The following is a 25535-nucleotide window of genomic DNA, read 5'->3' as shown; positions in this document are numbered from 1 at the left end:
AAACGGTCAAAATTTTTTGACCGTTTTTTTTTGTATATCGTTCTCTTGCTTTACTTCAACCACTTATCCAACCAAGCAGCGAAAGTACGTTGCCACAAGATCCCGTTCTGGCAGCCGAGCACCCAGTGACATTCTTCCGGGAAGTATAAGTACTGTGCCGGGATGCCACGCATACGGGCGGCATTGAAAGCTCCCATGCCTTGAGAAGCATCGATACGGAAATCTTTCTGTCCGTGGATAACCAGAATAGGGGTATCCCATTCTCCGACAAATTTGTGCGGGGAATTGTCAAACGTGCGTTGAGCCACCTTGTTGTTCTTTTCCCACGGGGCACCACCCATATCCCAATTGGCGAACCACATCTCTTCGGTGTTGTAGTACTGCATCTCCATGTTAAAAATTCCGCAATGGGCGATGAATGCTTTGAAGCGTTTGTCATGATGTCCGGCAAGGAAATACACGGAGAAACCGCCATAAGAAGCTCCCACGCAACCCAAACGGTTTTCATCGATATAAGGTTCCTGCTTCACCTCGTCGATAGCAGAGAGGTAGTCCTTGATATTTTGTCCGGGGTAGTCTCCACTGATTTGTTCATTCCACTCCTGTCCGAATCCCGGTAGACCGCGACGATTCGGGGCAACGATGATGTAACCGTTGGCAGCCATCATTTGGAAATTCCAGCGATAACTCCAGAACTGGCTCACGGTACTTTGCGGGCCTCCCTCGCAATACAGAATTGCCGGGTATTTTTTGTTCGGGTCGAAATGAGGAGGATAAATAACCCACGTTAACATCTGCTTGTTATCCGTGGTCTTGATCCAGCGGGATTCAACCTTACCCATGGTTAATTGATCCAAAATTCCTTTGTTCACGAAAGATAATTCCGTGTCTTTGCCCGTGGTGGGGTCTACTTTGTAGATTTCGGCGGGTTTGCTCATGGATACTTTCGTGGCGATCAGATAATCGTTTACAGGGGTAACAGACGTGTAGTTGTGTACACCTTCCGTGAGTTTCTCGATCTTCCCGTCATTTAAGGTCAACTTGTAAATTTCATCCGTGGCGTGATAATCCGAGATAAAATAGATCGTATTATCATCTGCCCAAGCCAGGCCTCCGACATTTTGATCGAAATCTTTCGTGTACTCTTTTTTCTCTCCGGTTTTCAAATTCATCACGAACAGACGGATTTTGTCGGCTTCGTAACCGTCACGTTCCATGCTTTCCCATGCCATGAGTTCCCCGTTGGGAGAGATCACCTGGTTTTGGTCGTATCCCATCATCCCTTCCGTGAGATTCGTGGTTTTACCGGAATTCAAATCGTACAGGTATAGATCCGTGTTCGTGGAACTCATGTAAGCAATGCCTTCTTTTTTACGGGCCATGTAGATTACCCCCTTGCCGTCTTTCGTCCAAACGAGTTGTTCGGTTCCACCCCAAGGCCGAACGGGAGATTCCCATTTTTCACCTTCCATGATGTCTTTTCCCGTGGTTACCATTTGTCCGGGGATATAGTCAGCCACGAAAGGATGCGTGTAAGCTTCCACCCAGTCATTCCAATGACGGTAAACTTGGCCATCAATCAAACGGGCATTTGCCTTCGGAAGATCGGGGTGTAAATCATGAACATCTTGTTCTAATTTCACGTCTTTCAGGAAAAGAAGTTTGGACTTGTCCGGAGAGAAAATAAATCCCCCGATGCCACCTTCAACATTGGTTAACTGGGTAAGCCCGCTACCATCGGCATTCATCTCCCATAATTGTACGGAACCGGATTTGCTGGACATGAAAGCGATTTTACCATCGGAAGTCCAGGTCTCTCCGAATTCTTTGTAATCCGTGTCTGTTAATTGTTTGGATTTCCCGTCGGCTAAGTTCATCACGTAGATATCACTGTACGAGCGATCTTCTTCCTTGTTGAAATAAGTCACGTCATACAAGAGTGTTTTCTGATCGGGGGATACACTTACGCCACCGATTCTACCAAATGACCATAACACCTCGGGAGTCATCACGTCGGATGCTAGTTTCATATCCGGTGTTTTATAACTTGGTTTTACTGCTTCTTTCTTGCTGTCACACGACACCATTGCCAACAAGATGAATGCAGAACATAAATAATTCTTCATTGTAATTTTAGCTGTTTTTATTACACGATTTTCTTATTTTGTTGTCGGTTGTACGCCATTTTCCATGGCTTCCACGATCTTTTGGGTAAGCTCTTCTGCTAACTCCGGGTTATCCATAACCAATTGTTTCACGGTTTCCCGTCCTTGTCCCAGTTTACTTTCCCCGTAAGAGAACCAGCTACCGCTCTTCTTGATCACGTTGTATTCAACGCCCAAGTCAACAATTTCTCCGGAGCGGGAAATTCCTTCCCCGTACATGATGTCGAATTCGGCTTTCTTGAATGGAGGGGCAACTTTGTTTTTCACCACCTTCACGCGGGTGTGGTTACCGTAAATCTCCTCTCCGTCTTTGATTTGTCCCACGCGACGGATATCCAGACGTACGGACGCGTAAAATTTCAAGGCGTTACCACCCGTGGTGGTTTCGGGGTTACCGAACATGACACCGATTTTATCGCGCAACTGGTTGATGAAAATACAGCAGGTATTGGTTTTACTGATCGTTCCTGTCAATTTACGTAGAGCTTGTGACATCAAGCGGGCTTGTAATCCCATCACGCTATCACCCATGTCTCCCTCGATCTCGGCTTTGGGCGTAAGGGCTGCCACGGAGTCGATCACGATGATATCAATAGCGGCAGAGCGGATGAGTTGCTCTGCAATTTCGAGGGCTTGTTCCCCATTATCCGGTTGTGATATAAATAAGTTATTCACGTCAACACCCAGTTTCTCGGCATACGAGCGGTCGAAAGCGTGCTCCGCGTCAATGATAGCGGCGATACCGCCTTGTTTCTGGGCCTCGGCAATGGCATGAATTGCCAGGGTAGTTTTACCGGAAGATTCGGGACCGAATATTTCAATGACACGGCCTTTCGGGTATCCTCCCACGCCTAACGCCCTGTCTAATCCGATAGAGCCGGAAGGGATGACCGCAACATCTTCCACGACATTATCTCCAAGTTTCATGACACTCCCCTTACCGAAATTCTTTTCAATTTTGTCAAGGGTAAGTTGAAGTGCTTTTAACTTGTCTTGATTGGTTTCTGTGTTTGCCATAATTAATTTATTTTAGATTTATGATTTACGATTTTAGATTGTCAATTTTCCATTTTTAATTGTTCGAGGATTTGTTTCGCGTGATCCTTCGTGTTTACCTTCGCGATCACTTTTTCAATGATACCGTTTTCGTCAATCACAAAAGTGGTACGCACGACTCCCATGTAAGTCCTCCCGTATAATTTTTTTTCAGCCCACACACCGTATGCTTCCAGTATCTTTTTCTCGGTATCGGCAATCAGGTTAAATGCCAGGTTATATTTGGCGATAAATTTCAAATGTGAATTTGCCGAATCGGGGCTGACACCAACCACTTCAAACCCTTTCTCCGTGAGGGAAGAATAACCGTCATTCAGACTACATGCTTCAGCCGTGCATCCCGACGTGTTATCTTTCGGGTAAAAATAGAGGATTAATTTTTTACCTTTAAAATCATCCAGCGTGATTTTTTTCCCGTCCTGATTTATACCCTCGAAGCAAGGGGCTTTATCTCCTTCTTTTAATGATGCCATATTCATTTATAATTAGTGATTTACGATAAGGAATATAAACAATTTATGATTTGATATAACTTGTTTACTTCTTTTCCCGTAGTCTATGTACAAAAGTAGGAATATTTTGGTGAAATGAAATAGAGTTTTGGAATATTTGTACATTTGCATCAATCTAAAAATAGTCTATGGAACTTATTGAAACGTATAATTTGACAGGACTGATTATCGGGATTTGCACGTTTCTGATAATCGGATTATTTCATCCCGTGGTGATCAAAGCGGAATATTACTGGGGGACGGGTTGCTGGTGGATTTTCCTTGTTTTGGGAATCATTGGAACCGTGGCAGCTTTGTGGGTGACGAACGTGCTATGGTCTTCCTTACTGGGCGTGTTTTCCTTTTCTTCTTTCTGGACGATCAAGGAGATTTTCGAGCAGAAAGAGCGAGTGCGTAAAGGGTGGTTTCCCGCCAACCCGAAGAAACAGAATAAAAAGAATGTAAAATTTAAAATGTAGAGTTTAGCATAAAAAAGCTTTGTGTGGGAGAAAAATCATAAATCGGAAATCATAAATCAATAAATTAACATGGATAGTTCAGCAATAATAGAACGAATGAACCGGGAGAGTCGGGGAACGTTAATGGCGAGTTTGGGTATTGAATTTACCGGTGTCGGGGAAAATTGGTTGGAGGCAAAAATGCCTATTGACGAACGGACAATGCGTCCCGGAAATTTGTTGCATGGTGGAGCAATTATGGCGTTAGTGGAAACCGTGGGAAGCGGGTTGACTTACATCGGGGAGAATTTGGAAGAGAATCACGTGTTTGGAATTGAGATTAATGCCAATCATGTTCGAAAAGCACAAGGAAAATACGTGATCGGTCGTGCGGAATTCATTCATAAAGGCCATCGTACGCACGTGGTAGCTGTCAACGTGACGGATGAATTCGGGAATTTGGCTTCCGTGGGGCGGATTACGAATGTGGTGCTACCTAAATCATCAGATGGGAAGTGATAAAGTTGGATTGTTGTTTCAAGTAATCAATATATCTATCCGGTTCTTGTGGGGAGTCAACGTTAAGGAGACTTCCCTTTTGGATGTATAGTTGTTTCTATATCCAACGGAATTAAGAATAGGATAATTTTCATGAGCCCATTGTGAGCCCTTTTTGAATTTTGGAATGTATTGAAATACAATTAACTGATGGGATTGTCTTGTGAAATTAGTTCATTTATGAGCCCATTGTGAGCCCTTTACAGTATAATAAGTACCTTTTCCTGTTGTTCCCTGCATATCCAACCAATCTGTTAATTGTTGGAGTATACGTGAGGCTGTAGCTTTACTTACTCCTAAAATATTTTGTAAATCCGAATTCGTTATACTTCCATTTTTTACTACATATTCAATAACGGGAATATATCTTTCATCTACTTCTTGTGCTAATAATTGCGAACGTACGTCTGTATAATAAGTAATCATTAAGCCACTGATCATTTCTAATTTAGGTGGGAGTAATTTATAAGTATTGGTCGCTTCCAAAATACGTTTATAACCGCGTCCCCAACTTTCAATATCTCCGCTTCTGAAAAGAGTATTTGCAATAGTTTGGTTATATGGACGGGATGGATGATTTTCAAAAAGTCGTTTGATGGTCCAGTCCTCTGGTAAACGTCCTGCGTTCCAAAAAGTAATATGGTTAGGAAATACACTTATTTGCGTGGGTGTTGCATCAGCATAATCCTTATGTGCGATACAATTTAGTAATGATTCTCGTAATGCTTCAAGTGGGAATTGTGGAGTTTCACGTCTAGAAATTCCTTCGTATGAAATACTATATATTAAGTATTTGGTTTTTATCAAGTCCATTGCTTTGTCTATCTGTTCCATTAAGGAGCCGTGGACTTCGTCTTGAAAAGCCAAATTCCCTTTGTCATCTTTAAAGAAACCTATCTTTATATATGCACCATGTATAAATCTTTCTGGATCGGAATGAAACAGTAATACTGCTGCACGATTTAGTTGTCTTGTTTCTTCATCGATTAAGCGTAAGTCGTAAAGTAATTTTTCGGTAGTATCATTCAATACATCTGGATCTACACGTCCACTTCTTGCAGCTTCCTTACGGAATCGGTTTAAAGCAGTAATGGATAAATCCTCTATTTTAGCCCTTTCTATGGGGTATTCATCCCAGTATTTTCCTGTGCGTTGTAGGATAAATCGGTTCAATGCAGCACCTTTTAACTCTTGTTTTGTACTACCACTTCGGTAGTGGTACTGGCCTTTATAATTTATGGGATTAGGATAAGGTGGTACAATGATTTCAATATATTCTAATCCATTTTCTTCTAACAGATTTACATCAACTATAATCCCTAGTATATTGCGAACTTTGTTAGGAATATCTTCTAGTAACTTTTTAGCATCAGTTACTCCTACTATTTTACCCTGATCGTCCATACCTATATATAGCCTACCGCCTATGGCATTAGTAAAGCCGCATATCCATTTTAGGTACTCGTCACGCCAATTCTCTTTCCACTCTATATTTTGATTTTCATTCATGTATTTGTTCCCTTTTTGCAAAATTACTAAAAATACTGACTATCAAGAAGGAATGTTGTCAATTATTCTTTCTTTTTAATCAGATGATATAAGTTGAAGGGGGACTTTGTATAAGGGAACATTTCTCTTTTAATGTGGAAAAATGGAAGGAAAAATTAGAATACTCTGAATTATGAGATCATGCGCAAGAATTATTTTAGCAGGAGCTCTTTTAATTGTATTATTTCTTGTTTGAGTTTTCCTATTTCTTCTGCAAGTGCTTTTATTTCAGAGTCTTTTTGAGCTATAATGTTAAGAAGTTTATCTTCAATATTTTCGTTTACTGTAAAAAGTGGAGATGTTTCATTTTGTTGAGATTGAAGTTTTTCTCCTTTCCCGGTAAAAACCCAGATAGGTGACAGGTCGGGGAATGCTGTGAAAAGTTTCGTTAACGTGTCTTCTGTAATACCAGTTTTACTTTCTAAAGTCCCCCGTGATATACCGGTTAATGAGTAAAATTCCCTTTTACTTCTTCCTAATTCTGCTATAAATTGCAAAATTCTTTGTTTTATTGGCGAAATATTTTGTATTTCTTGTGACATTATGGCGAAATATTTTGTATGTTTGTAAAGTCTTAGCCGGTTAAGGCCGTGTAAATATACAGAAAATAACGCATCGGGCAATGATAAATTCATTGTCATGAGGAAGGAATATGTTTGTCATAAATGGTAAGGATAGAGCCATTTTTATCTATCTTAATTTTAAATTTTCCATTATGAATGGTATTGAAAAAGGTGATTCTTCTACGTCTCCGCTGAAGGATATACTTGCTGATCTGACGGTAAAAGACGTTGAGCGATTGAAAGATTATTATGTTGAAGAAGCGAAACGTTTGATGGCATTTTTTGGACAGGAGGAAGAGGATGCTTTAGGTTTTATGAAAAAGCACTTGCGGATTGTCGAGGCTTTGTTGCGAGAATTGCAGTTTCCATGGGAGGCTTGTATACCGGTACTGTACGGTAGTTTTATGCACTATATTGTTTTGGAAGAGGAAAAAGGGAAACGGAAACGTTTATCCAATCTAATGACAGAGTTGATAAAGAGAATGAAATTCTTTGCTAAAAAAGAGGCGTTAATCATGGGGACAACACGTCACTATCAAGAACAGCGGCAAGAAGTTGAAGCTTTGATCGCTTTACGAGATAATGAGTTTAATGCATTGCGATCGTGAACGAAAGGAGTGAAGGTGTTTTTTCTGACGGGATGTCGGGAAAGCAACAAGGTATGTCACTGAAAGATTATTATTTGATAAAATCACAAGTGGTGAGAAGATGCCGGAGGCATAAGTTGATGGAGGAAAATGAAGAAAATTTGTTGAGAGGTTTACTATATGATATGGATGAAATAAAACAACTCTTGGATTATTTGAAACTTCCCTGGATGAAGTTGGCAAACGTGTTTTTTCAAGGGTATATCGATTCTCCTTTGATGGGTAAGCACGAGAGAGTGTTGGCTTCACGCTTTATTGAATTGATGGTGAAGTTGTCTGGGGAAACTTCTTTTGTCGAGAAATGGATGGAGTATCATGCTGCCCAGATCAATGAAATTAAGGAATTGCAATCCGCCTGTAAGATAAAACAGGCTTGCAGTATTGCGGTCGGGGAGAAGTTGTTGCGAGATCTCCCGTTAAGGCAATTAGTTGAGATACATGATATGATAGAAACGTTTCTTGGATACAATCCTTGAGAAGTGAAGAGGAGGTGGAGCTTTTTCACTCCGTGGAGATATCGTTCAATGCAATGGCGATTGGCACGAAATGTCATACGCTACCCGTAATGATTTTTGTTGGTGAATCTCTATTTTTGTGTAATAAAAATTTACGTGGGAGGACGAGGGGAAATCAGAAGGTATGTGGGGGGAGATAAGGCAACACAAGCAGATGAGTGACGTGTTGCCTTCGTTTCATAGTCGTTTGGAAACTGGGTTTGATGCATTGGCAATACCGCCATGGTATTCTAGGCGTGATCGAACACCCCCTTATCAGGCAACTATTCGTGTTGAAAAAATAGGTCTTTAGGAATGAAGTCGTTTAATGGTTTCTTCCAATTTGAACATTTCATCCCGAAGGCGGGCGGCTTCCAGAAAGTCCATCTCTTTAGCGGCTTTTTGCATGGCCGCTTTTGTTTTTTGCAGCATTTTTTCCAGTTCCGGTTTGCTCATGTAAGCGGTAACGGGGTCGGCAACCATGTTCACGTGTTCTTCTTCGATGTAAGCACGGGAGGTCTCTTTCAGCACGGATTCCGTGGTTTTACGTATCTGGGTAGGGGTGATGCCGTGTTGACGGTTGTATTCCATTTGTTTCTCTCGACGATACCGGGTTTCATCGATGGTTTCCTGCATGGAGCGGGTAATCGTGTCGGCATACATGATGACTTTACCGTTTAGGTTACGGGCGGCACGTCCCGAGGTCTGTATTAGTGAACGGGTGGAGCGTAGGAATCCTTCCTTGTCGGCATCGAGGATGGCAACAAGGGAAACTTCGGGCATATCCAATCCTTCACGCAATAAGTTTACTCCCACGATCACGTCGATCACTCCTTTACGTAAATTTTCGATGATCTGTACTCGTTCCAGCGTGTCCACGTCGGAGTGGATGTATTGGCATTTGATGCGAATACGGTCTAAATATTTGCTTAGCTCCTCCGCCATACGTTTGGTCAACGTGGTAACAAGTACTTTCTCGTTGATCTCGATACGTTTTTGTATCTCGTTGATGAGGTGGTCTATCTGGTTTTTGCTGGGAACCACTTCTATTTCCGGATCGAGGATTCCGGTGGGGCGGATGATTTGTTCCACGACTACGCCGTTGCATTTCTCCAATTCGTAATCGGCCGGGGTGGCACTGACGTATATGGTTTGCCCCGTGTTCGCTTCGAATTCTTCGAACGTAAGCGGACGATTGTCAAAGGCTGCCGGAAGACGGAACCCGTATTCCACGAGGGTTTGTTTGCGGGAATGGTCGCCGCCGTACATGGCTCGCACTTGCGGGAGGGTCACGTGAGACTCGTCCACGACAAGCAGGAAATCCCGCGGGAAGTAATCCAGCAGGCAGAAGGGGCGAACGCCGGCTGCCCGTCCGTCGAAGTAGCGGGAGTAATTTTCGATGCCGGAACAATAGCCGAGTTCTCTAATCATTTCCACGTCATATTTTACCCGTTCATCCAGTCGTTTCGCTTCAAAATGTTTGCCGATGGAGTTTAAGAAATCAACTTGTACTACCAGGTCGTGTTCTATGTCATGAATGGCTTTCGCGAGCGTGGCTTTGTCCGTGACGAACAGGTTGGCGGGGTAGATGTTCAGATTTTCCATTTCATCAATCGTTTTCCCGGTCTGTGGGCTGAATGATGTGATCCGGTCAATCTCGTCATCCCAGAACTCGATTCGATAAGCCATTCCCTCGAAAGTTTCAATGGACGGGAAGATGTCCACGGTTTCTCCTTTTGCCCGGAAACTGCCTCGTTTGAATTCCAGTTCGTTATTCACGTAAAGGGCATCTATCAATTGGCGTAAAAGTTTGTTCCGACCAATTTTCAGTCCCCGCTTCAAGTGAATGATGTTCGAGCCGAAAGCTGTCGGGTCTGCCATACCGTAAAGGCATGAAACGGACGAGATCACGATCACATCCCGGCGTCCGGATAGTAAGGAGGCCGTGGTGCGTAACCGCAATTTGTCGATTTCATCGTTGATCATAAGATCTTTCTCGATATACGTGTTCGTGGTGGGCAGGTAGGCTTCCGGCTGGTAATAGTCGTAGTAAGATACGAAATATTCCACCGCGTTTTCGGGGAAGAATGCCTTGAATTCCCCGTATAACTGGGCGGCTAGCGTCTTGTTGTGACTGAGAATGAGTGTCGGACGCTGCACTTTTTGAATCACGTTGGCAATGGTAAACGTCTTTCCCGATCCGGTAACTCCCAACAAAACCTGTCCCGGGACTTCATCCAGAAGTCCTTGCGTTAGTTCCTTGATTGCTTCCGGTTGATCCCCGGTCGGTTCGAATTGGGAAGTTAGCTTAAACATGACTAAATATGTTAATTTCTTGATTTATGATTTACGATTTATGATTAATGAATGCATCGAATAGATGCAGTTGGAATCTAAAATTTAAAATCAGTAAATCTAAAATTATTTGAGTTTGCTCATGAATTTCTCCGGGTTGATGATAAAGCGGTCGTGGATGGCCGAGCCGATGGGGGCGGTTTCATCCCATGCCTCGATGGAGAAACGGATGCGGCGACCGTCCACTTCGGTGATGGTGGCTTTGCAAGTTACTTTTTTGCCAACAGCGGTGGCTTTCACGTGTTTGGTGTTGATTTCGATGCCCACGGTGTCGCTGTCTGCATCCAACATTCCTTCCAGGCATTTGATCGCCGTGTTTTCCATTAAACCGACCATGGCGGGGGTTGCAAATACTTCCAATTTTCCAGAACCGTAAACGGCAGCCGTGTCTTTATGTTGCACGGTAATTTCTTGTGTGAATGAGTGTCCTATTTTTATTTCCATAATCGTTAAATTTAGATTGCAAAGTTAACTAATAATCCTGTATGGAGAGATCGTTTTAGGAAGTTTTCACGCGAGGTTATGGTTTATTTAAATCGGTTAACTGAAAAGCAGGCGTGCAGCTACAATCACGAGTACCACGAGTAGGAAATACCGAATATATTTGGCTCCCCATTTGATGCTGAAACGTACTCCCAGCCATGCCCCGAGCATGTTGCCACAGGCTAGGATAAGCCCGACTTTAAGATCCACGAGGTCATTCCAAATAAAGATTGCCAGGGCGATAATCGTGTAGAATAGTACGATAAATAGTTTTATGGCATTGGCTTTTAACAGATCGTAACCACATCCAAGTACCAACCCTGCCAATAGGAAAAATCCAATACCGATCTGGATGAATCCGCCGTAAATTCCCAGGAGAAAAAAGATCACGTTGCGTAGCCAAGGGCTTTTCATTTTTGCCTTGTCCGCGTTTGCTTTGACCCAGGCATCCGGATTCAAGAGTAACATGAAAAACATGATGATCAGCAGTCCGGCAATGACTTTTTTGAATATCTCTTCGTTGATGTCCACGGCGATGAAGGCTCCCGCGATACTTCCGAGAGCCACGGGCAGCAATAGTTTAGAGTCCGTTTTGAAATCAAGTATTTTCTTTTGTTTGAAACTACCGACAGATACCACGTTTTGCAATAAAATGGCAATCCGGTTCGTCGCGTTTGCCACGTTCGCCGGTAGGCCAATAAAAATAAGAAAAGGTACGACCAACATGGAGCCGCCTCCGGCAAACGTGTTGATAAATCCCGCGGTGGTACCGAGGAGTATGGTGACGATGATTTCGGTTATTGTCATGGGGCAAAGGTAAGAACTAAAAACTAAAAGTTAAAAGATAAAAACTAAAAGTTTACCGTGAGTATTTCCGGGGATAGCGAAAGAATATAGCCAAAAGGGCGGCCACACCCATCAAGTACGGGTAGTAGAGGTACTGCATGATGGCTAGCGGGGTAATGGAGGCTAGGCCGGCGGCCATGAGTAATTGTGCCCCGTAGGGAATGATGCCTTGCACGAAACACGAGAAGGTGTCTAACAGGCTGGCGGATTTCCGGGGATCGACACCAAAACGATTGGCAATGTCTTTGGCTATGGGGCCGGACATGATGAGGGCTATCGTGTTGTTGGCCGTGCATAAATCGGCAAAACTGACAAGGGCGGCGATGCTTAGTTCTGCTCCTTTTTTTGATTTGACGTGGGTGGTTAGTTTTTGAATGATGTAGGCAATTCCCCCGTTGTAGCGAATCATTTCGAGCATTCCGCCTGCCAGCAAAGTGATAATGATCAGTTCTCCCATACCGGATATACCCGTACCTATGGCAGCGATCCATTCCCAGAATTGAATACTTCCGGTAATTATTCCGACTATGCCGGAACAGAGAATGCCGAGTAGAAGTACGATCATGACGTTCACGCCGACTAACGCGGTGGTAAGTACCAAAATGTAAGGAATTACTTTTAGCCACTCGATCGGGGTGACGGTGGGAGTTGTCGTTATTTCACTACCTTGAAACAGGTAAATGATGGTTATGAGAATGGCAACCGGGATGACAATTAAGCTGTTGACTTTAAATTTGTCTTTCATGTTACATCCTTGGGTACGGGTGGCGACAATGGTTGTGTCGGAGATGAAGGATAGGTTATCTCCGAACATGGCGCCCCCGACCACGATTGCTACCATGAAAGGTGTGTTTAGGTCTGTTTGTGTGGCAATACCGACGGCAACGGGGGTAAGAGCCACGATTGTACCGACGGATGTTCCCATGGAAAGAGAAATGAAACAAGCCGCAATGAACATGCCTGCTAGTAAGAGAGTATCCGGAAGTACGGATAAGGCCAAATTGACGGTTGCATCTACTGCCCCCACGGCTTTGGCTGTTTGAGCAAATGCTCCGGCAAGGATAAAAATCCATACCATGAGCATGATATTACTGTTGGCGGCTCCTTTACAGAATAGGTCTATCCGTTTGTGAAGTCTTCCTCCTGAAGAGGTTGCTACGGCTACAATCGAGGCGACTAAAAAGGCCACGGTGATGGGCATTTTGTAGAAATCACCCATGATAACGGAGGCTACCAGGTAAATGCTTAAAAAGATGATTAAGGGTGTTAGTGCCCAAAAGTTTGGTTTCGTTTCTTGTTGCATAGCTTAGAAGACTTGTTTTACAATTTCTTGGATATTTTCCGATTTCCCCATGGTATAATAGTGAACGGCGGGAACCCCGTGCGCGATGAGTTCTTTACTTTGCGCCACGCACCATTCGATACCGATTTGGTTGATTTCTTTGGTGTTTTTGCATGAACGGATCTCTTTGACCAGTTCGTGTGGGATGTCGATACTGAATGTACGCGGGAGCATTTCCAGATGTTTGAGTGTTGATATGGGTTTTAGTCCCGGTATGATGGGAACGTTAATTCCTTGAGCCCGGCATTTGTCGACAAACTGGAAAAATTTGGCGTTATCGAAGAACATTTGGGTGACAATGTAATTCGCTCCCGCGTCGACTTTCTTTTTCAGATTTTCGATGTCACAAGCCTGGTTGGGTGCCTCGTAATGTTTTTCCGGGTATCCGGCAACTCCGATGCAGAAGTTCGTGGGAACGGTATCTGTCAGCGTGTCATCCAGGTATTGACCGTGGTTCATGCGGGTGATTTGTTCAACCAGTTCGCAACTGTATCGGTGTCCGCCATCTTCAGGAGAGAAAAAACGCTCACCGGGTATGGGATCGCCCCGTAGAGCCATCACGTTTTCAATGTCAAGGAAATTCAAGTCGATAAGTTCGTTTTCGATCTTGTGGCGGGTCGCCCCTCCGCACACGATGTGAGGTACCATGTCCACGTTGTAGCGTCTCATGATGGCGGCAGCCAATGCCACGGAACCGGGGCGTTTGGTTATGGTAACTTTTTTAATTGTTCCGTCCGGATATTCACGGTATACCACTTCATCCCGGTGAAAGGTGATGTTGATGAAAGGGGGTGCAAGGGCAATCAGGGGTTCGATGGCCTCATATATTTTATTGATATCTCCACCTTTTAATGGCGGTATCAGTTCGAAGGAGAAGACGGGTTTGTCTGTATTGTTGAGTATGTCAATGACTTTCATGATTTAGAATTTAAAATTTAAAATTTAGAATTTGGGTTTAGAGTTTAGTCTGAATGTTTTTTCATTCTAAATTCTAAACTTTACATTCTAAATTGTGCTGAAATATTTCGCTTTCGGATGAGAAATCAGCATTCCACACAAACTTGTGGAAGGGTAGATGGAGTATCCTTCCGTGAGTTGTACCCCGATTTGTGCAGGAGCATCCAGTATGTCGAAAGCTAATTTCTTCATCGCGTGATCCGGACAAGTCGGGTAACCGAAAGCGGGGCGGATGACGTGAGTACCTTCGTTTATTTTTTCCTGCATCCATTCCGCACAAGCTTCAGCCAACCGGGCACACAGGCTTTCTCGTAGCAGGTGTTCAAAGTCATGGCAATCGTTGCATTGGTGATCATCCTTTACTTTTAAGCAGAATAGTCCTACGCTACCGATCCCTTTTTCTTTCGGGATAACGAAATCTGCCAGAGAAAGGCATTCTTCCAAGTCTGTTTGTTGTCGGGGCATCGTGAATCGATGTTGACCATCCAGAACGATGTCTTCATTTTCCGAATAGGCATCAAAGAAGCGGACAATGATTGAGGCGTCAAATTCATTTCCGGCAATTACTTTACCCAGCATATCCAGGGCTGCCTGGTAAGTACGGTCAGCCTCGTCGTTCGTGTAGATGATTTCCGGGTATTTGCCTTTAAATCCCCAGAAATGGAAAAATGGTGTCCAATCTATCTTTTCTACTAAATCTTCAAGGTTCAAACGTTTTACAAGTAGATTGTGTTCCCCGAAGGTCGTGGGTGTCACGTGGTCCCAATCGTACCGGGGGGCTCGCCGACGGGCTTCTTCGAGTGATATTTGTTTTTGTTGGTGTCGGTTGTACAACGTTCGTATGTTTTCTTGTTCATCTTTTATTTCACGAATATAGTTTTCCCGATCACTCAGCAAACGTTTGATGATTCCCACGGTTCGAGAGGCGTCACCGCCCGACACGACGCAATAATCATATTTGGGTGCCAGTTTAACGGCTGTATGTACAGTGGAGGTAGTAGCTCCGCCAACAATTAGGGGGATTTGTAATTGTTCTTTTTGTAGCAGTTCGCACAAGTTTTCCATTTCACCCAGCGAAGGGGTGATCAAACCGCTAACCCCGATAATATCCGCCCCATGTTCTTTGGCAGCCTTGATAATGCTTTGATTGTCAACCATGACACCAAGGTCTATGACTTCCAGGTTGTTGCAGGTAAGAACAATGTTCACGATGTTTTTACCGATGTCGTGGACGTCTCCTTTCACCGTGGCAATCACAACACGGGGGCGACGGGTTATGTTTTGACCGGATGCGTTGTGACGTTCGATTTCCGGCTGCAGGATGTGTACGGCTTCTTTCATGACTTTGGCAGATTTCACGACTTGCGGTAAGAACATTTTTCCTTCCCCGAAGAATTGTCCGACCCGTTCCATGCCTTTCATTAAAGGTCCTTCAATGATCTCGACCGGGCTGGTATATTGTGTGAGAGCTTCCTGCAAGTCGTCCGTTAGGTAGTCTGTGATGCCCTTGATCAGAGCATGTCCGAGACGTTCTTCCAAAGAATGGTTTCGCCATTCTTCCTGTTGTACGGTTTTTACTTCTCCTTTCGTTTCTTTGTATTTTTCGGCAAGGGAGAGCAGGGTTTCCGTGGCTTCGGGCGTACGGTTCAGTACGACGTCTTCCACGGCCTTCAGTAATACCGGGTCGATTTCGTCGTACACTTGTAACATGGCAGGATTCACGATCGCCATATCCAGTCCTGCACGGATGGCGTGGTACAGGAAGACGGAGTGCATGGCTTCCCGTACCGTGTTATTTCCACGGAATGAGAATGACAAGTTGGAGACGCCGCCGGATGTGCGACATCCTTTCAGGTTTTGTTTTATCCAACGTACCGCCTCAATGTAGTCTACTGCATAGTTGTTGTGTTCCTCGATTCCGGTTCCGATGGCTAGGATGTTCACGTCGAATATGATGTTTTCGGGTGTGAATCCGGCTTGTGTGGTTAACAGGTTGTAAGCTCTTTGGCAAATGTCTATTTTGCGTTGGAATGTTGTGGCTTGTCCTTCCTCGTCAAATGCCATCACGACTACGGCAGCTCCCAGGCGTTGAATCTCTTTGGCTTTGTAAAGGAACTCTTCTTCTCCTTCTTTTAGGCTGATCGAGTTCACAATACATTTTCCTTGCGTGTTTTTTAACCCAGCAAGGATGGTTTCCCACTTGGAAGAATCTATCATGAAAGCCGCTTTGGCAATATCGGGTTCGTTGCTGATGATACGCACGAAACGTTCCATTTCGGCTGTACCGTCCAGCATGGCATCATCCATGTTAATGTCGATAATGGATGCTCCTGCCTCGATTTGTTTTCGGGCAATGGTGGCGGCCTCCGTGTAATTTTTTTCCCGGATAAGACGGGCAAATTTAGCCGAACCTGCCACGTTTGTACGTTCACCGATGTTGATAAAATTGTTTAATTCTTTATCCACCACGACGGTATCTAGGCCACTCACTTTCAGTTGGTGTGTGGGTGTCGGGACTTTTCTAGGGGGAATGTCTTTCAAGGCGTTTGCGATTGCCCGGATGTGGTCCGGTGTCGTTCCGCAACATCCCCCGGCAATATTGATCAATCCCTCTTTTGCCATGTTTTGTAGACAAAGGGCGGTAAATTCCGGCGATTCGTCGTATTCTCCCATTTCATTCGGTAGGCCTGCATTCGGGTATATACTAATGTAACACGGGATACGAGGTGCCAGTTCCCGTAGGAAGTGGTGTAGTTCCTTTGCTCCGAATGAACAATTCAAACCAAAACTAAGGATCGGGTAGTGGGAGAGGCTCGTGAACAGGGCTTCCAGTGATTGTCCGGTTAGGGTGCGTCCACTTTTGTCGTTTACCGTGGCGGAAAGCATCACGGGAAGATTGGTACCTTTTTCTTCCTGTACTTTTGCAATAGCATAGAGGGCGGCTTTCGCGTTCAGTCCGTCGTAGATGGTTTCAACTAACAACAGGTCCACGCCGCCTTCTATTAATGCTGCCACTTGACCGGCATAAGCGTTAGCCAGCGTATCGAAGTTCACGATCCGATAGGTGGGTTGGTCGGGATCGGGGGCAAGGGTTAAGGATTTATCGGTAGGTCCGATACTTCCTGCCACGTAGATTTCACGTTCTTTACAAGCTGATGCGACTTCTTTTGCCAAACGGGCACCTTCCAAATTAAAGCGTTCTACCCATTCCGTGCATCCGTATTCGGTTTGTGATATGGCGTTTGCATTGAACGTGTTGGTTTCGATAATATCAGCTCCCGCATCAATGTAGTTTTGATGTACCTGGCGAATCACGTCGGGGCGAGTAATGTTCAGCACATCATTATTTCCTTTGAGGGGAATCGGATGTCGGGCAAATTCTTCGCCTCGAAAATCGGCTTCCGTCAACCGGAATTGCTGTAAGGCTGTCCCCGTGGCTCCATCCAATATGTATATGCGATCTTGTAAGTTCATGTTAATAATTTAGAGTTTAGAATGAAAGAGTTTAAAATCGAAAATGCCGTGTATCCCTATTTTGTCGTCCTTGATGCAAATGGCGGCAAGGATGTCTTTTGTTTTCCCGATCTTTTCGATGCAGGGGGCAATGTCGTCTGTTGTTTTGATCTCGTTGGCAAAAGCCGTGGCGTACGTGTCGGCTAAAGCACAATCTTTACAAATAATCATGACGGCATCCGCTTTCCCAAAGCTTAAAGAGGGACCTACGGTTCCGGATGAAGTACAAATTCCCAGGGGGGCATGGTCGGCCCGGATGGTGAAACCCACTTTTTCCGATAGAGGAGAGGTGCCGGCAAAGACGGCAATATCAATGTCTTTTTGTATGTCCGCGTAGATGTCTCCGCCATTCTCCACGATGATTTCCCGTACCCCGTACTTTTCTTTGATTTCCTGACCTATTCGGCGAGCAACAGCCCCGGCAACCCCACTCATCGGGCCGATACCGGATTTCAGAGCCACCTCCGACATCTCTTGAAAAATGGTTGGAGCTCCCGGCTTTGTTTCGTAGGGAACGAGTGATGTGGTGTAATCCGGATCGTTTTGCAAGTAGGCATCCATGTCTTCCCGCAATGTTTGGATTCGAGATTCGGTGAATGTTGGTATGCTTTCTTGGAAAGATGCTTGATCTATCCCGATCCACAGGTCAGTCTCTTTGTAGGCGACCGTGAATGAATGCCAACGTTCTTTCTGTAAATGCTCCCGATATGTGCGATTTTTGTACTCGATCATAACGAACTAATTTGTGATTTAAGTTTCCAACTACCCCCTCTAACTCTCCCTTACACAAGGGGAGGATGCGCTGCATTGTTATGTTGGTGTGTATTCTTGCGTTCGTTTCTCCCCCTGTGTAAGGGGGGAGCCAGAGGGGGAGCTAGTTTTTCATTTTCATGGTCTAGCAACTCTCCGGGTTACTGAATTCAATCTTAAAAAGTTTGAGAGGGCAAGCTTTCAAGCATAGTCTGCAGGCTATACATTTTTCAGGATTGAATTGTAGTTTCCAGTCGGGAGCCTCGATGGTCAAGGCGTGGGAGAAACAGGCGGAAGCGCAGCTGCCGCAATTGATGCATCGGGATTTGTCGTAAGAAATTTTGCTGGATACCGTGCTTACGGTTACCCCGTTGTCATTCAGGAAGGCGATCGCCTGTTCTATTCTCAAGGGATCTGCCTCGATTTCGATCAAGAGTGATCCGGTTTTTCCGGGTTGTATTTCTGCTTTAAGAATATTCACTTTTACATTATAGATACGAATTAAGTCGTATGTCAAGGGCCTGTCAGTTGCGTCTACCGGAAAGGTTAATATTACTTTTTTAGTCATAGTCGTTATCAATTTTAGATTTTTCAATTTTCAATTCTCCATTTTTATTTTTCAATTTCCTGGAGTTTTTTTAGTGAAGTTCCTGTTGGCATGGGGCGAACGGGTTCCGTGAGTAGGAAGTCTCCTTTCTGAATCCATGACTTTAAAATCTCGGCGATTTGCCGGGCTTTTGACAAGCTGGCAACAGGAGCCGTTTTGATTTTATGACCATTGACTTCGATCTCTCCGCTTTGTAGGGCGGCGTAATTTGTTTTACCTAAAATCTTATTCCCATTTCCGTAATCGACAACCGTGGTTTCTATTTGTTCATTTCGGATAGATACTCTGCGGGCAAGGTCTTCATCCAGAATTGGGATGGGTATACCGATACCGACAAACATGCTTACCCCGTATTTTTCGTAATACACTCCTCTTAAGAATTCCGTACTCATGTTTTTCAAGTCACCGATCACGGCGATGGTGCGGGCGTTGCTGGTGGGAATGCCGTATTCGTTTGTTTCTTTCGTGGAGTGGAATTGTGTTCCGTTCCAAGTGACGTATCCTTCCGTTCCGCAGAGGAAGATGCGAGTTCCCAAACCGATCGTGCGACATTCCGGATCATTCAACAGGGGAGATAATTCTCCGGCCGTGCTGTAAGAGGCGTTCCGCAATTTCGGCAATAAGGTTCCCATGTACGTGTATTTGATTTTATCCGTGGAGTTGGTGGCCACGTTGTAGTTTTGATAGGCATTTCTGGGATTATACAGGATAGCCTCGTTAATGGTGTCTTTGGTTATGACCGTTTTGATATGTTTTCGGGGATAGCAATCCGTGCCTTTTCCCCAAGCTTCCAGGGTGATTTCTTTACCCGCTACCAGATCTTCTATAATATGTGCTCCACCGTAACTGGGGTTTTCTGGGTTGCAGTCGGTTGCTCCCACGTAGGTGTCCACGGCGGCCAATCCTCCGCTAACCCGTACCCCGTTCAATTCGATTTTCTCCATGCGAATCGGTGGATTAGTGTGTCCGAAGTTTAGGAATGCCCCGGAAGAACACATTGCTCCGAAAGTAGCCGTGGTCACAACATCCACTTTCTCCGCAATTTCTTTCGGGGAGAGTGTTTTTGCCAGTTCTGATACCTCTTCGGCCGTCAACACGACAGCCGTACCTTTCTTGATTTTATCGTTTATTTCTGCGTATGTTTTAGCCATGATCTTGTACAGTTTTTTTTAATGAATAGATTGTTTGTTGGTGATTTTTTATACATAAGTTGCCTTGCAACTAGTTGATTTTTAATGCTTTTGTGGGAATATGATGACACGTTTTCATACGGTTTACTCTTGAAACCGATTCATGAAATTTTGAAAATTACCGTGTAATTTTCCCATCAAAAACCTGAAATCAAAAAAAATCTAAAATAAAAAGTCCGGGGTGTAAAAGATATTAGCGCATGCAGCGCATACGCATAGACATGGCGATAGAATGAATGAAAAGAATGCTACAATTTGTAGTGCAATAAATGCCAGTTTGTTTTGTTGTTTCTGTTTTCATTTTCTTTCAGCTTAAATTATAACTCCTGGTTCTCAGGTCGGGTTTTGGCACCTTGCAAGTCATCTTGCAGGTTGTCGGAGTTTCCATGAGCCCGTTCTCTCGACTCCTCTTTATAATTCAAACAATCTTCGCAGATTGAATTGATGGGGACAAAGGAAAACAGAATAAATGAATAATGCAAGTGTTTTGTGAGATTTTTTTATAATATAATTTTCTTCGGGTAGAAGTATATACTTTAAATGATCTGTATCGTTTTGTTTTTCTTTTGGTTATACACAATAAGCCCCGAAAGTTTGACAAAAAACTTTCGGGGTGCATATTAGTTATATTTTTCTTTTTTGTGATTAGATAATCTTGAATCCCAATGTCAAGTTCCAAGATTTGGGAGCTTTTATACCATCCCCGAATTTTTTTAATCCGAATTCGTAGTCAATATCGAAAGTGAGTTTCCATACATCAACTCCGGCTCCGATTTTCCCGTTCCACATCATTTTGTCCGTGTTGAAACCACTTTTTAAATCTTTGGTTACGAAGGAGGCAACGGGGCCCGCGAATCCGCGCAGTTTGAAAATGGGGAGTTTGAGAATGTTGTATCCGACCATGACGGGGATATCGATAGAGTTATATTTGAATTTCCCGATAGAGCCGATTTCATCATTGATTTTACTTTCTTTGTGGGCGAAGTTTAAGGCTGGTTCCAGGTAAATGCTACCAAGATTGATTCTGGCGAATGCACCGATCATGTATCCTCCATGTGAGTCTACCTTATATCCTTTTGTTTTGATTTTTGCATCATTCCAGCCGCCATGAATACCGAAGTTAATAGGTAAGGATTGAGCCATGGTGGTTAAACCGATAAGGCTGAAGAATGCTAAAATAACTAATTTTTTCATACTGTCCTTTTTTGTTTTAAATGGTTGATTTGTTTATTTATATTCTATTCGTTTGAATTCCGAGAGGATGATGCCGGTGGCGACACCCACGTTCAGGGATTCTGTCGAATAAAGACTGTGAGCAAAGCTGGGAATCGTTATTTTATGATTGACCAATTGTTCAATTCCCGCAGAGATGCCGTTTCCCTCGTTTCCCATGACGATAAATCCCTTGTTTGGGAGATGCATCCGGTAGATGTTTTCTCCTTCCAGAAATGTCCCGTAACAGGGAAAGTCCGGGTTCGCGAACTGGGGGATAAAACTGACAAGATCCAAGTAAAAAACGTTTACCCGGAATATTGCTCCCATGCTTGCTTGAACGGATTTCGGGTTAAAAATGTTTGCACAATCGTGATCACAAAATATGTTCCGGATACCGAACCAGTCGCACACCCGAAGTATCGTGCCGATGTTTCCGGGGTCTTGAATCCCGTTGAGAACCACGGAAAGCGAGTCTTTTATCTCCTCCGGGTTATATGTTTTGACGGGGATTTCAGCTAGTGCAATGACTTCCGGTAGGGATTTGAAATTGGAAATACGTCCCATCTCGATCTCGTTAACCTCGATCGTGTTATATTTTTTCACGTGTTGTTGATTGCTTTCGATCCACGAAGGACGGGCAATTAATGAATCTATTTTCATGTCAGAGAGGAGTAGTTCCTGTACCAGTTTATCTCCCTCGACCTTGTATAAATTATATTTTTCCCTGAATTTCTTTTTTTCAAGGTTTTGAATTACATTTGTTAGGTGTTTGCTAAGCATCATTTTTAAGCTTGCTGGTTAAAATTAAAACACAAACATAGTATTTTTTTGAGATTTTTGAGCATGCGGGTAGCGTACAAGATAAGTTTTATTTTTTTTATATTCTTCATTTTTTATTCGTGCTCACCGACGAAGTATGTCGGGAAAGACGAGTATTTGTTGGATCGAGTGAAGGTGAAAGTGGATGATCACAAGCTTAACCGGTCTGATTTGAAACGGAATATCCGGCAAAAACCGAATACCCGGATTTTGGGGGTAGCCCGTTTTCATCTGGGTTTATATAATTTGAGCGGGAGGAATGAAAAAAGGAAATTTAACCAGTGGTTACGACGCATCGGGGAGGCTCCTGTTATTTATGATCCCTTCACGACGCAACGAAGTGTCAGTCAGATTGAATTGTATCTCCATAATAAAGGGTTTTATAAAGTAGAAGTGTCGGATACGATTTTTTATAAGAAGAAGAAGGCGATTGTGGAATATCACGTGAAAATGGGGCCTGTTACCCGGATTCAAGAAGTGCGATTTGATCATAAAGAGGGAGGACGGGCGAACCAGATTGCCGTGGAAAGCGGGTTGATGGCTAATTTCCGGCGGGATACGGTGAACACTCTTTTAGAGAAAGGTGCTCCACTGGATCTTGACGTGTTGGATGACGAACGGGAACGCATCACGAAGATGCTTCGAGAAAAGGGATATTTTAATTTTTCAAAGAATTTTATCCAGTTTTTTGCCGATACGACAAGCGTGACCAGCGAGAATATGGCCAAAGTTTTCGTACGAGTGGTTGAAAATGCCGTGGATAGTAATGCTTATAGGCGTTATTTTGTGCGGAATATCAGTGTGAATTTTGATTATGACCCGATGCTAACGGCAGAACAGGTGGATTCTATGTATAATACGTTGTATTACAATGGTTACAATATCCTGTACAAGGATAAGTTAAAGATAAAACCTAAAATGATTATAGAGACCATTCAATTGCAGCAGATGGAATTGTACGATGCCCGGCGGGTGATTGATACTTACGTGCGATTGCAGGCACTGAATCTTTTTAAGATGGTGAATATCGATTTTAAAGAGGTGGAGTCGGATGGTGATGTAAAAGCCTTGGATTGCGTGATCCAGTTGTCGCCTGTGAAGAGGCAGTCTTATAATGTGTTCTTGGAGGGTACGCATAATTCCGGAAATATGGGAGTGGGAGGTAATTTTACTTATAATCATCGTAACGTGTTCCGTGCGGGAGAAAATATTTCAGCCAGTATTTGGGGAAGTTTGAGAAAAGAACAGGTCAATGGTGAGGGAAAGATATTTAATACTTCGGAGATCGGAGCGGAATTGAAACTTGTGACCCCGCAGTTTTGGATGCCGTTTTTCAAGATGAAAGATTTTCGGCGGAATTATGCCCCGAAGACTTCGATTTCTTTTTCGTATAGTTATGAATACACTCCCTATTATACTCGTTCGATTGCTAACGCCCGTTTCGGTTATTTGTGGCGGAAGGCAAATAAGAAGTGGCGGTATAATTTTGATTTGATCGATCTGAATTACGTGTTGATGAAGGATGTGGATCAGAATTTTATCGAAGGTTTGAGGAATGAATATATCAAAAATGCTTACACGGATCACATGATTCTTTCTGCTGTTTTCTCGGCTACCTACACGGATCAGCAGGTGAACGTGAAAACAGCGAATTATAGTTATTTTCGAGTAAACACGGAGACTTCGGGAAATCTTCTTTCTGTCATAGATGGGATTGCCGGGAGTAAAAGTGCCGCGAGTGGGACGTTGAATGAAAAATATTATAAAATTTTCGGAGTAAGATACGCGCAATTCGTGAAGGCGGATGCGGAATATCGTTATAATTGGTATATCAATCGGGCGAATACGTTAGCCGGACGTCTTTTTGTGGGATGTGGTTACCCGTATGGAAACATGAAGGTGTTGCCTTTCGAGGAAGCATATTACGGGGGTGGAGCAAATGATATTCGGGCTTGGCAGGCCAGAACATTGGGACCCGGTTCTTATCTGGCCACGGAGAAGTACCCGAATAGTGTGGGGGATTTCAAATTGGCGGGAAATATTGAATATCGTTTCAAGTTGATTTGGTTGTTGGAAGGAGCGTTGTTCGTGGATGCTGGAAACGTGTGGAATATTAACCCGAAAGAGAATCGTTCGGGGGCGAAACTGAATTATGATTTCTTTAACCAGATAGCTATTGGTACGGGAGCGGGATTGAGGTTGAACGCTAATTTCTTTTTGCTACGTTTTGATTTGGGAATTAAGGTGAAAGATCCTTCTATGTCCGTTGGAAATCGTTTTGTGTTGTTTGATTCACGGGGAGGTTTCCGACGGTCCGTGTTTAACGTGGCGATTGGGTACCCGTTCTAATAATTTAGGATTTAAAATTTAGAATGAAAAAGAATATTGGTTTGTGGGGTAGAATCTGTGGACGTGACTTTATCGAGTCAATTGTTGATAAATTTGTAAATTATATCGATATTTGGGGGAATGACTTTTGCATTCATTTTAAATTTTGAATTCTAAATTTTAAATTATTGAAGTTGTGGTTACACAAATAGTTGTATACTTGTCTTTGGTGTTGCAAATCGTTGCCATGGGTTTTGCGATCAGTTTGTTTAAACGGACGAAGTTTAATGCTGCTTGGATTTTGATTTCGACGGGCTTTTTCTTGATGGCGATTTACCGGGCTATCGAGCTGGTACCTTCAATGCATCGGGGAGAGTCGGAGGAGTTGTACCAGACGAAGGTGTGGTTGTCATTTGTTATTTCGCTAGCCTTTGCTATCGGGGCATTTTATATACGAAAAGTGTTTCAGTTTTTACGTCGGTTGGATAGCATACGGAGTGAAACGGAAAAAAGGGTACTGTCGGCTGTTATCCGTACGGAGGAACAGGAGCGTCAGCGTTTTGCCAAGGAATTGCATGATGGATTGGGTCCTTTATTAAGTGTTATAAAAATGTTGCTTTCCGGTTTTGAGGAAAAGAATACGCCGGAGGTAAATGACAAGATTAAGGGAAATTTGCAACAGGCTGTGGACGAAGCAATCACGAGCGTGCGGGAGATTTCTGCTAATATCAGTCCTCATATATTGAATAATTTTGGTTTACGGGATGCCACGGAGTCGTTTATTCGAAAGTTACGTCCGGCTGAAGGTATTGATATAAATTTTAAAACAAATATTGATAATCGTCGTTTTATATATAACGTGGAAGTAATCATGTACCGAGTGATTTGTGAGTTGATCAATAATACGTTGCGACATGCTAATGCCAGTAAGATTAATATTGACTTACAGTTACAGGGGGATGTTTTGTACTTGGAATACGAGGATAATGGCATGGGGTTTGACGTGAAACAGGCTGAAAGTGATGGTGGCATGGGGTTGAGCAACATGCAGTATCGGTTGAATTCGGGAAATGGAGATATTAAGATTTCCAGCGAGACGGGCCGGGGAATGATTGCCAGGGCTTTTATAAAGTGTAAGTAAATCTTGTTT

The 25535-nt window shown here is 43.6% G+C and carries 22 protein-coding genes and 1 riboswitch; of the genes, 6 read left to right on the top strand and 16 right to left on the bottom strand.

The window, feature by feature from the left end; translation table 11 throughout:
- Positions 1–50 precede the first annotated feature (50 nt).
- From D8S85_RS03115 to bcp, 3 genes are read right to left on the bottom strand one after another with little or no spacing between them, the layout of a single operon-like run.
- Complete coding sequence (locus D8S85_RS03115) at positions 51–2126, bottom strand: S9 family peptidase (protein WP_106624823.1); 2076 nt, start codon at positions 2124–2126, stop codon at positions 51–53.
- Positions 2127–2159: 33 nt separating this feature from the next.
- Positions 2160–3182 carry a recombinase RecA gene (gene recA, locus D8S85_RS03110; protein WP_106624822.1) on the bottom strand — a complete coding sequence of 341 codons (1023 nt, stop codon included), beginning with the start codon at positions 3180–3182 and terminating at the stop codon, positions 2160–2162.
- A 41-nt stretch (positions 3183–3223) separates the two neighbouring features.
- A complete protein-coding gene (bcp, locus tag D8S85_RS03105; RefSeq protein WP_106625257.1) occupies positions 3224–3694 on the bottom strand; it encodes a thioredoxin-dependent thiol peroxidase in 471 nt (156 codons plus the stop codon).
- A 167-nt stretch (positions 3695–3861) separates the two neighbouring features.
- Between bcp and D8S85_RS03100 the strand changes: the two genes are divergently transcribed.
- Positions 3862–4191, top strand: coding sequence for a DUF4491 family protein (locus tag D8S85_RS03100; protein ID WP_106624821.1), 330 nt, complete (start codon positions 3862–3864; stop codon positions 4189–4191).
- A gap of 69 nt (positions 4192–4260) precedes the next feature.
- Complete coding sequence (locus tag D8S85_RS03095) at positions 4261–4689, top strand: PaaI family thioesterase (protein ID WP_106624820.1); 429 nt, start codon at positions 4261–4263, stop codon at positions 4687–4689.
- Positions 4690–4902: 213 nt separating this feature from the next.
- Here the strand turns inward: D8S85_RS03095 and D8S85_RS03090 are convergent, their stop codons facing one another.
- Positions 4903–6237: an RNA-binding domain-containing protein gene (locus tag D8S85_RS03090; protein ID WP_106624819.1), complete on the bottom strand. Its 1335-nt coding sequence runs from the start codon at positions 6235–6237 to the stop codon at positions 4903–4905.
- A 191-nt stretch (positions 6238–6428) separates the two neighbouring features.
- Complete coding sequence (locus tag D8S85_RS03085; RefSeq protein ID WP_127074779.1) at positions 6429–6818, bottom strand: hypothetical protein; 390 nt, start codon at positions 6816–6818, stop codon at positions 6429–6431.
- 173 nt (positions 6819–6991) lie between these two features.
- Here D8S85_RS03085 and D8S85_RS03080 point away from each other — a divergent pair, with 173 nt between their 5' ends.
- Together D8S85_RS03080 and D8S85_RS03075 are read left to right on the top strand one after the other, a co-directional pair.
- On the top strand, positions 6992–7447 hold the full coding sequence (locus tag D8S85_RS03080; protein ID WP_127074778.1) for a hypothetical protein: 456 nt from the start codon (positions 6992–6994) through the stop codon (positions 7445–7447).
- Entirely contained in the window at positions 7444–7962 is a 519-nt protein-coding gene (locus D8S85_RS03075; protein WP_127074777.1) for a hypothetical protein, read from the top strand. Before D8S85_RS03080 ends, D8S85_RS03075 begins: the two co-directional genes overlap by 4 nt.
- A gap of 327 nt (positions 7963–8289) precedes the next feature.
- Here D8S85_RS03075 and uvrB read toward each other — a convergent pair whose 3' ends face one another.
- From uvrB to D8S85_RS03020, 11 genes are all read right to left on the bottom strand, one after another.
- Positions 8290–10296 (bottom strand): excinuclease ABC subunit UvrB, encoded by a 2007-nt coding sequence (uvrB, locus tag D8S85_RS03070; protein WP_106624815.1) that lies wholly within the window; start codon positions 10294–10296, stop codon positions 8290–8292.
- A gap of 105 nt (positions 10297–10401) precedes the next feature.
- A complete protein-coding gene (locus D8S85_RS03065; protein WP_106624814.1) occupies positions 10402–10779 on the bottom strand; it encodes a thioesterase family protein in 378 nt (125 codons plus the stop codon).
- Between the two features lie 96 nt (positions 10780–10875).
- Positions 10876–11625 (bottom strand): sulfite exporter TauE/SafE family protein, encoded by a 750-nt coding sequence (locus D8S85_RS03060; protein ID WP_106624813.1) that lies wholly within the window; start codon positions 11623–11625, stop codon positions 10876–10878.
- 52 nt (positions 11626–11677) lie between these two features.
- The gene (locus D8S85_RS03055) at positions 11678–12967 is read right to left on the bottom strand and encodes a Na+/H+ antiporter NhaC family protein (protein ID WP_106624812.1); all 1290 of its coding nucleotides are present in this window, start codon (positions 12965–12967) and stop codon (positions 11678–11680) included.
- Positions 12968–12970: 3 nt separating this feature from the next.
- A complete protein-coding gene (metF, locus tag D8S85_RS03050) occupies positions 12971–13924 on the bottom strand; it encodes a methylenetetrahydrofolate reductase [NAD(P)H] (RefSeq protein WP_127074776.1) in 954 nt (317 codons plus the stop codon).
- Between the two features lie 87 nt (positions 13925–14011).
- Positions 14012–17437: a methionine synthase gene (gene metH / locus D8S85_RS03045; RefSeq protein WP_106624810.1), complete on the bottom strand. Its 3426-nt coding sequence runs from the start codon at positions 17435–17437 to the stop codon at positions 14012–14014.
- A gap of 9 nt (positions 17438–17446) precedes the next feature.
- The gene (locus tag D8S85_RS03040; protein WP_240648809.1) at positions 17447–18208 is read right to left on the bottom strand and encodes a UPF0280 family protein; all 762 of its coding nucleotides are present in this window, start codon (positions 18206–18208) and stop codon (positions 17447–17449) included.
- A gap of 163 nt (positions 18209–18371) precedes the next feature.
- Positions 18372–18794, bottom strand: coding sequence for an NIL domain-containing protein (locus D8S85_RS03035; protein WP_106624809.1), 423 nt, complete (start codon positions 18792–18794; stop codon positions 18372–18374).
- Between the two features lie 44 nt (positions 18795–18838).
- Positions 18839–19984: a homocysteine biosynthesis protein gene (locus D8S85_RS03030; RefSeq protein WP_106624808.1), complete on the bottom strand. Its 1146-nt coding sequence runs from the start codon at positions 19982–19984 to the stop codon at positions 18839–18841.
- A gap of 353 nt (positions 19985–20337) precedes the next feature.
- Positions 20338–20443: riboswitch (SAM riboswitch) on the bottom strand.
- A gap of 225 nt (positions 20444–20668) precedes the next feature.
- Positions 20669–21217, bottom strand: a complete 549-nt coding sequence (locus tag D8S85_RS03025) for a porin family protein (protein ID WP_106624807.1) — start codon at positions 21215–21217, stop codon at positions 20669–20671.
- Between the two features lie 33 nt (positions 21218–21250).
- A complete protein-coding gene (locus D8S85_RS03020) occupies positions 21251–22021 on the bottom strand; it encodes an RNA methyltransferase (protein WP_228423337.1) in 771 nt (256 codons plus the stop codon).
- 45 nt (positions 22022–22066) lie between these two features.
- On the opposite strand from D8S85_RS03020, the gene tamL reads away from it, so the two are divergent.
- Both tamL and D8S85_RS03010 read left to right on the top strand, forming a co-directional pair.
- On the top strand, positions 22067–24406 hold the full coding sequence (gene tamL / locus D8S85_RS03015; RefSeq protein WP_228423336.1) for a translocation and assembly module lipoprotein TamL: 2340 nt from the start codon (positions 22067–22069) through the stop codon (positions 24404–24406).
- A gap of 175 nt (positions 24407–24581) precedes the next feature.
- Positions 24582–25526 (top strand): sensor histidine kinase, encoded by a 945-nt coding sequence (locus D8S85_RS03010; RefSeq protein ID WP_106624805.1) that lies wholly within the window; start codon positions 24582–24584, stop codon positions 25524–25526.
- Positions 25527–25535 lie beyond the last annotated feature (9 nt).

The sequence above is a fragment of the Butyricimonas faecalis genome (assembly GCF_003991565.1).
Lineage (GTDB): Bacteria > Bacteroidota > Bacteroidia > Bacteroidales > Marinifilaceae > Butyricimonas > Butyricimonas faecalis.
The sequence above is the reverse complement of the archived record's forward strand: the minus strand, read 5'-3'. Positions and strand labels throughout refer to the sequence as shown.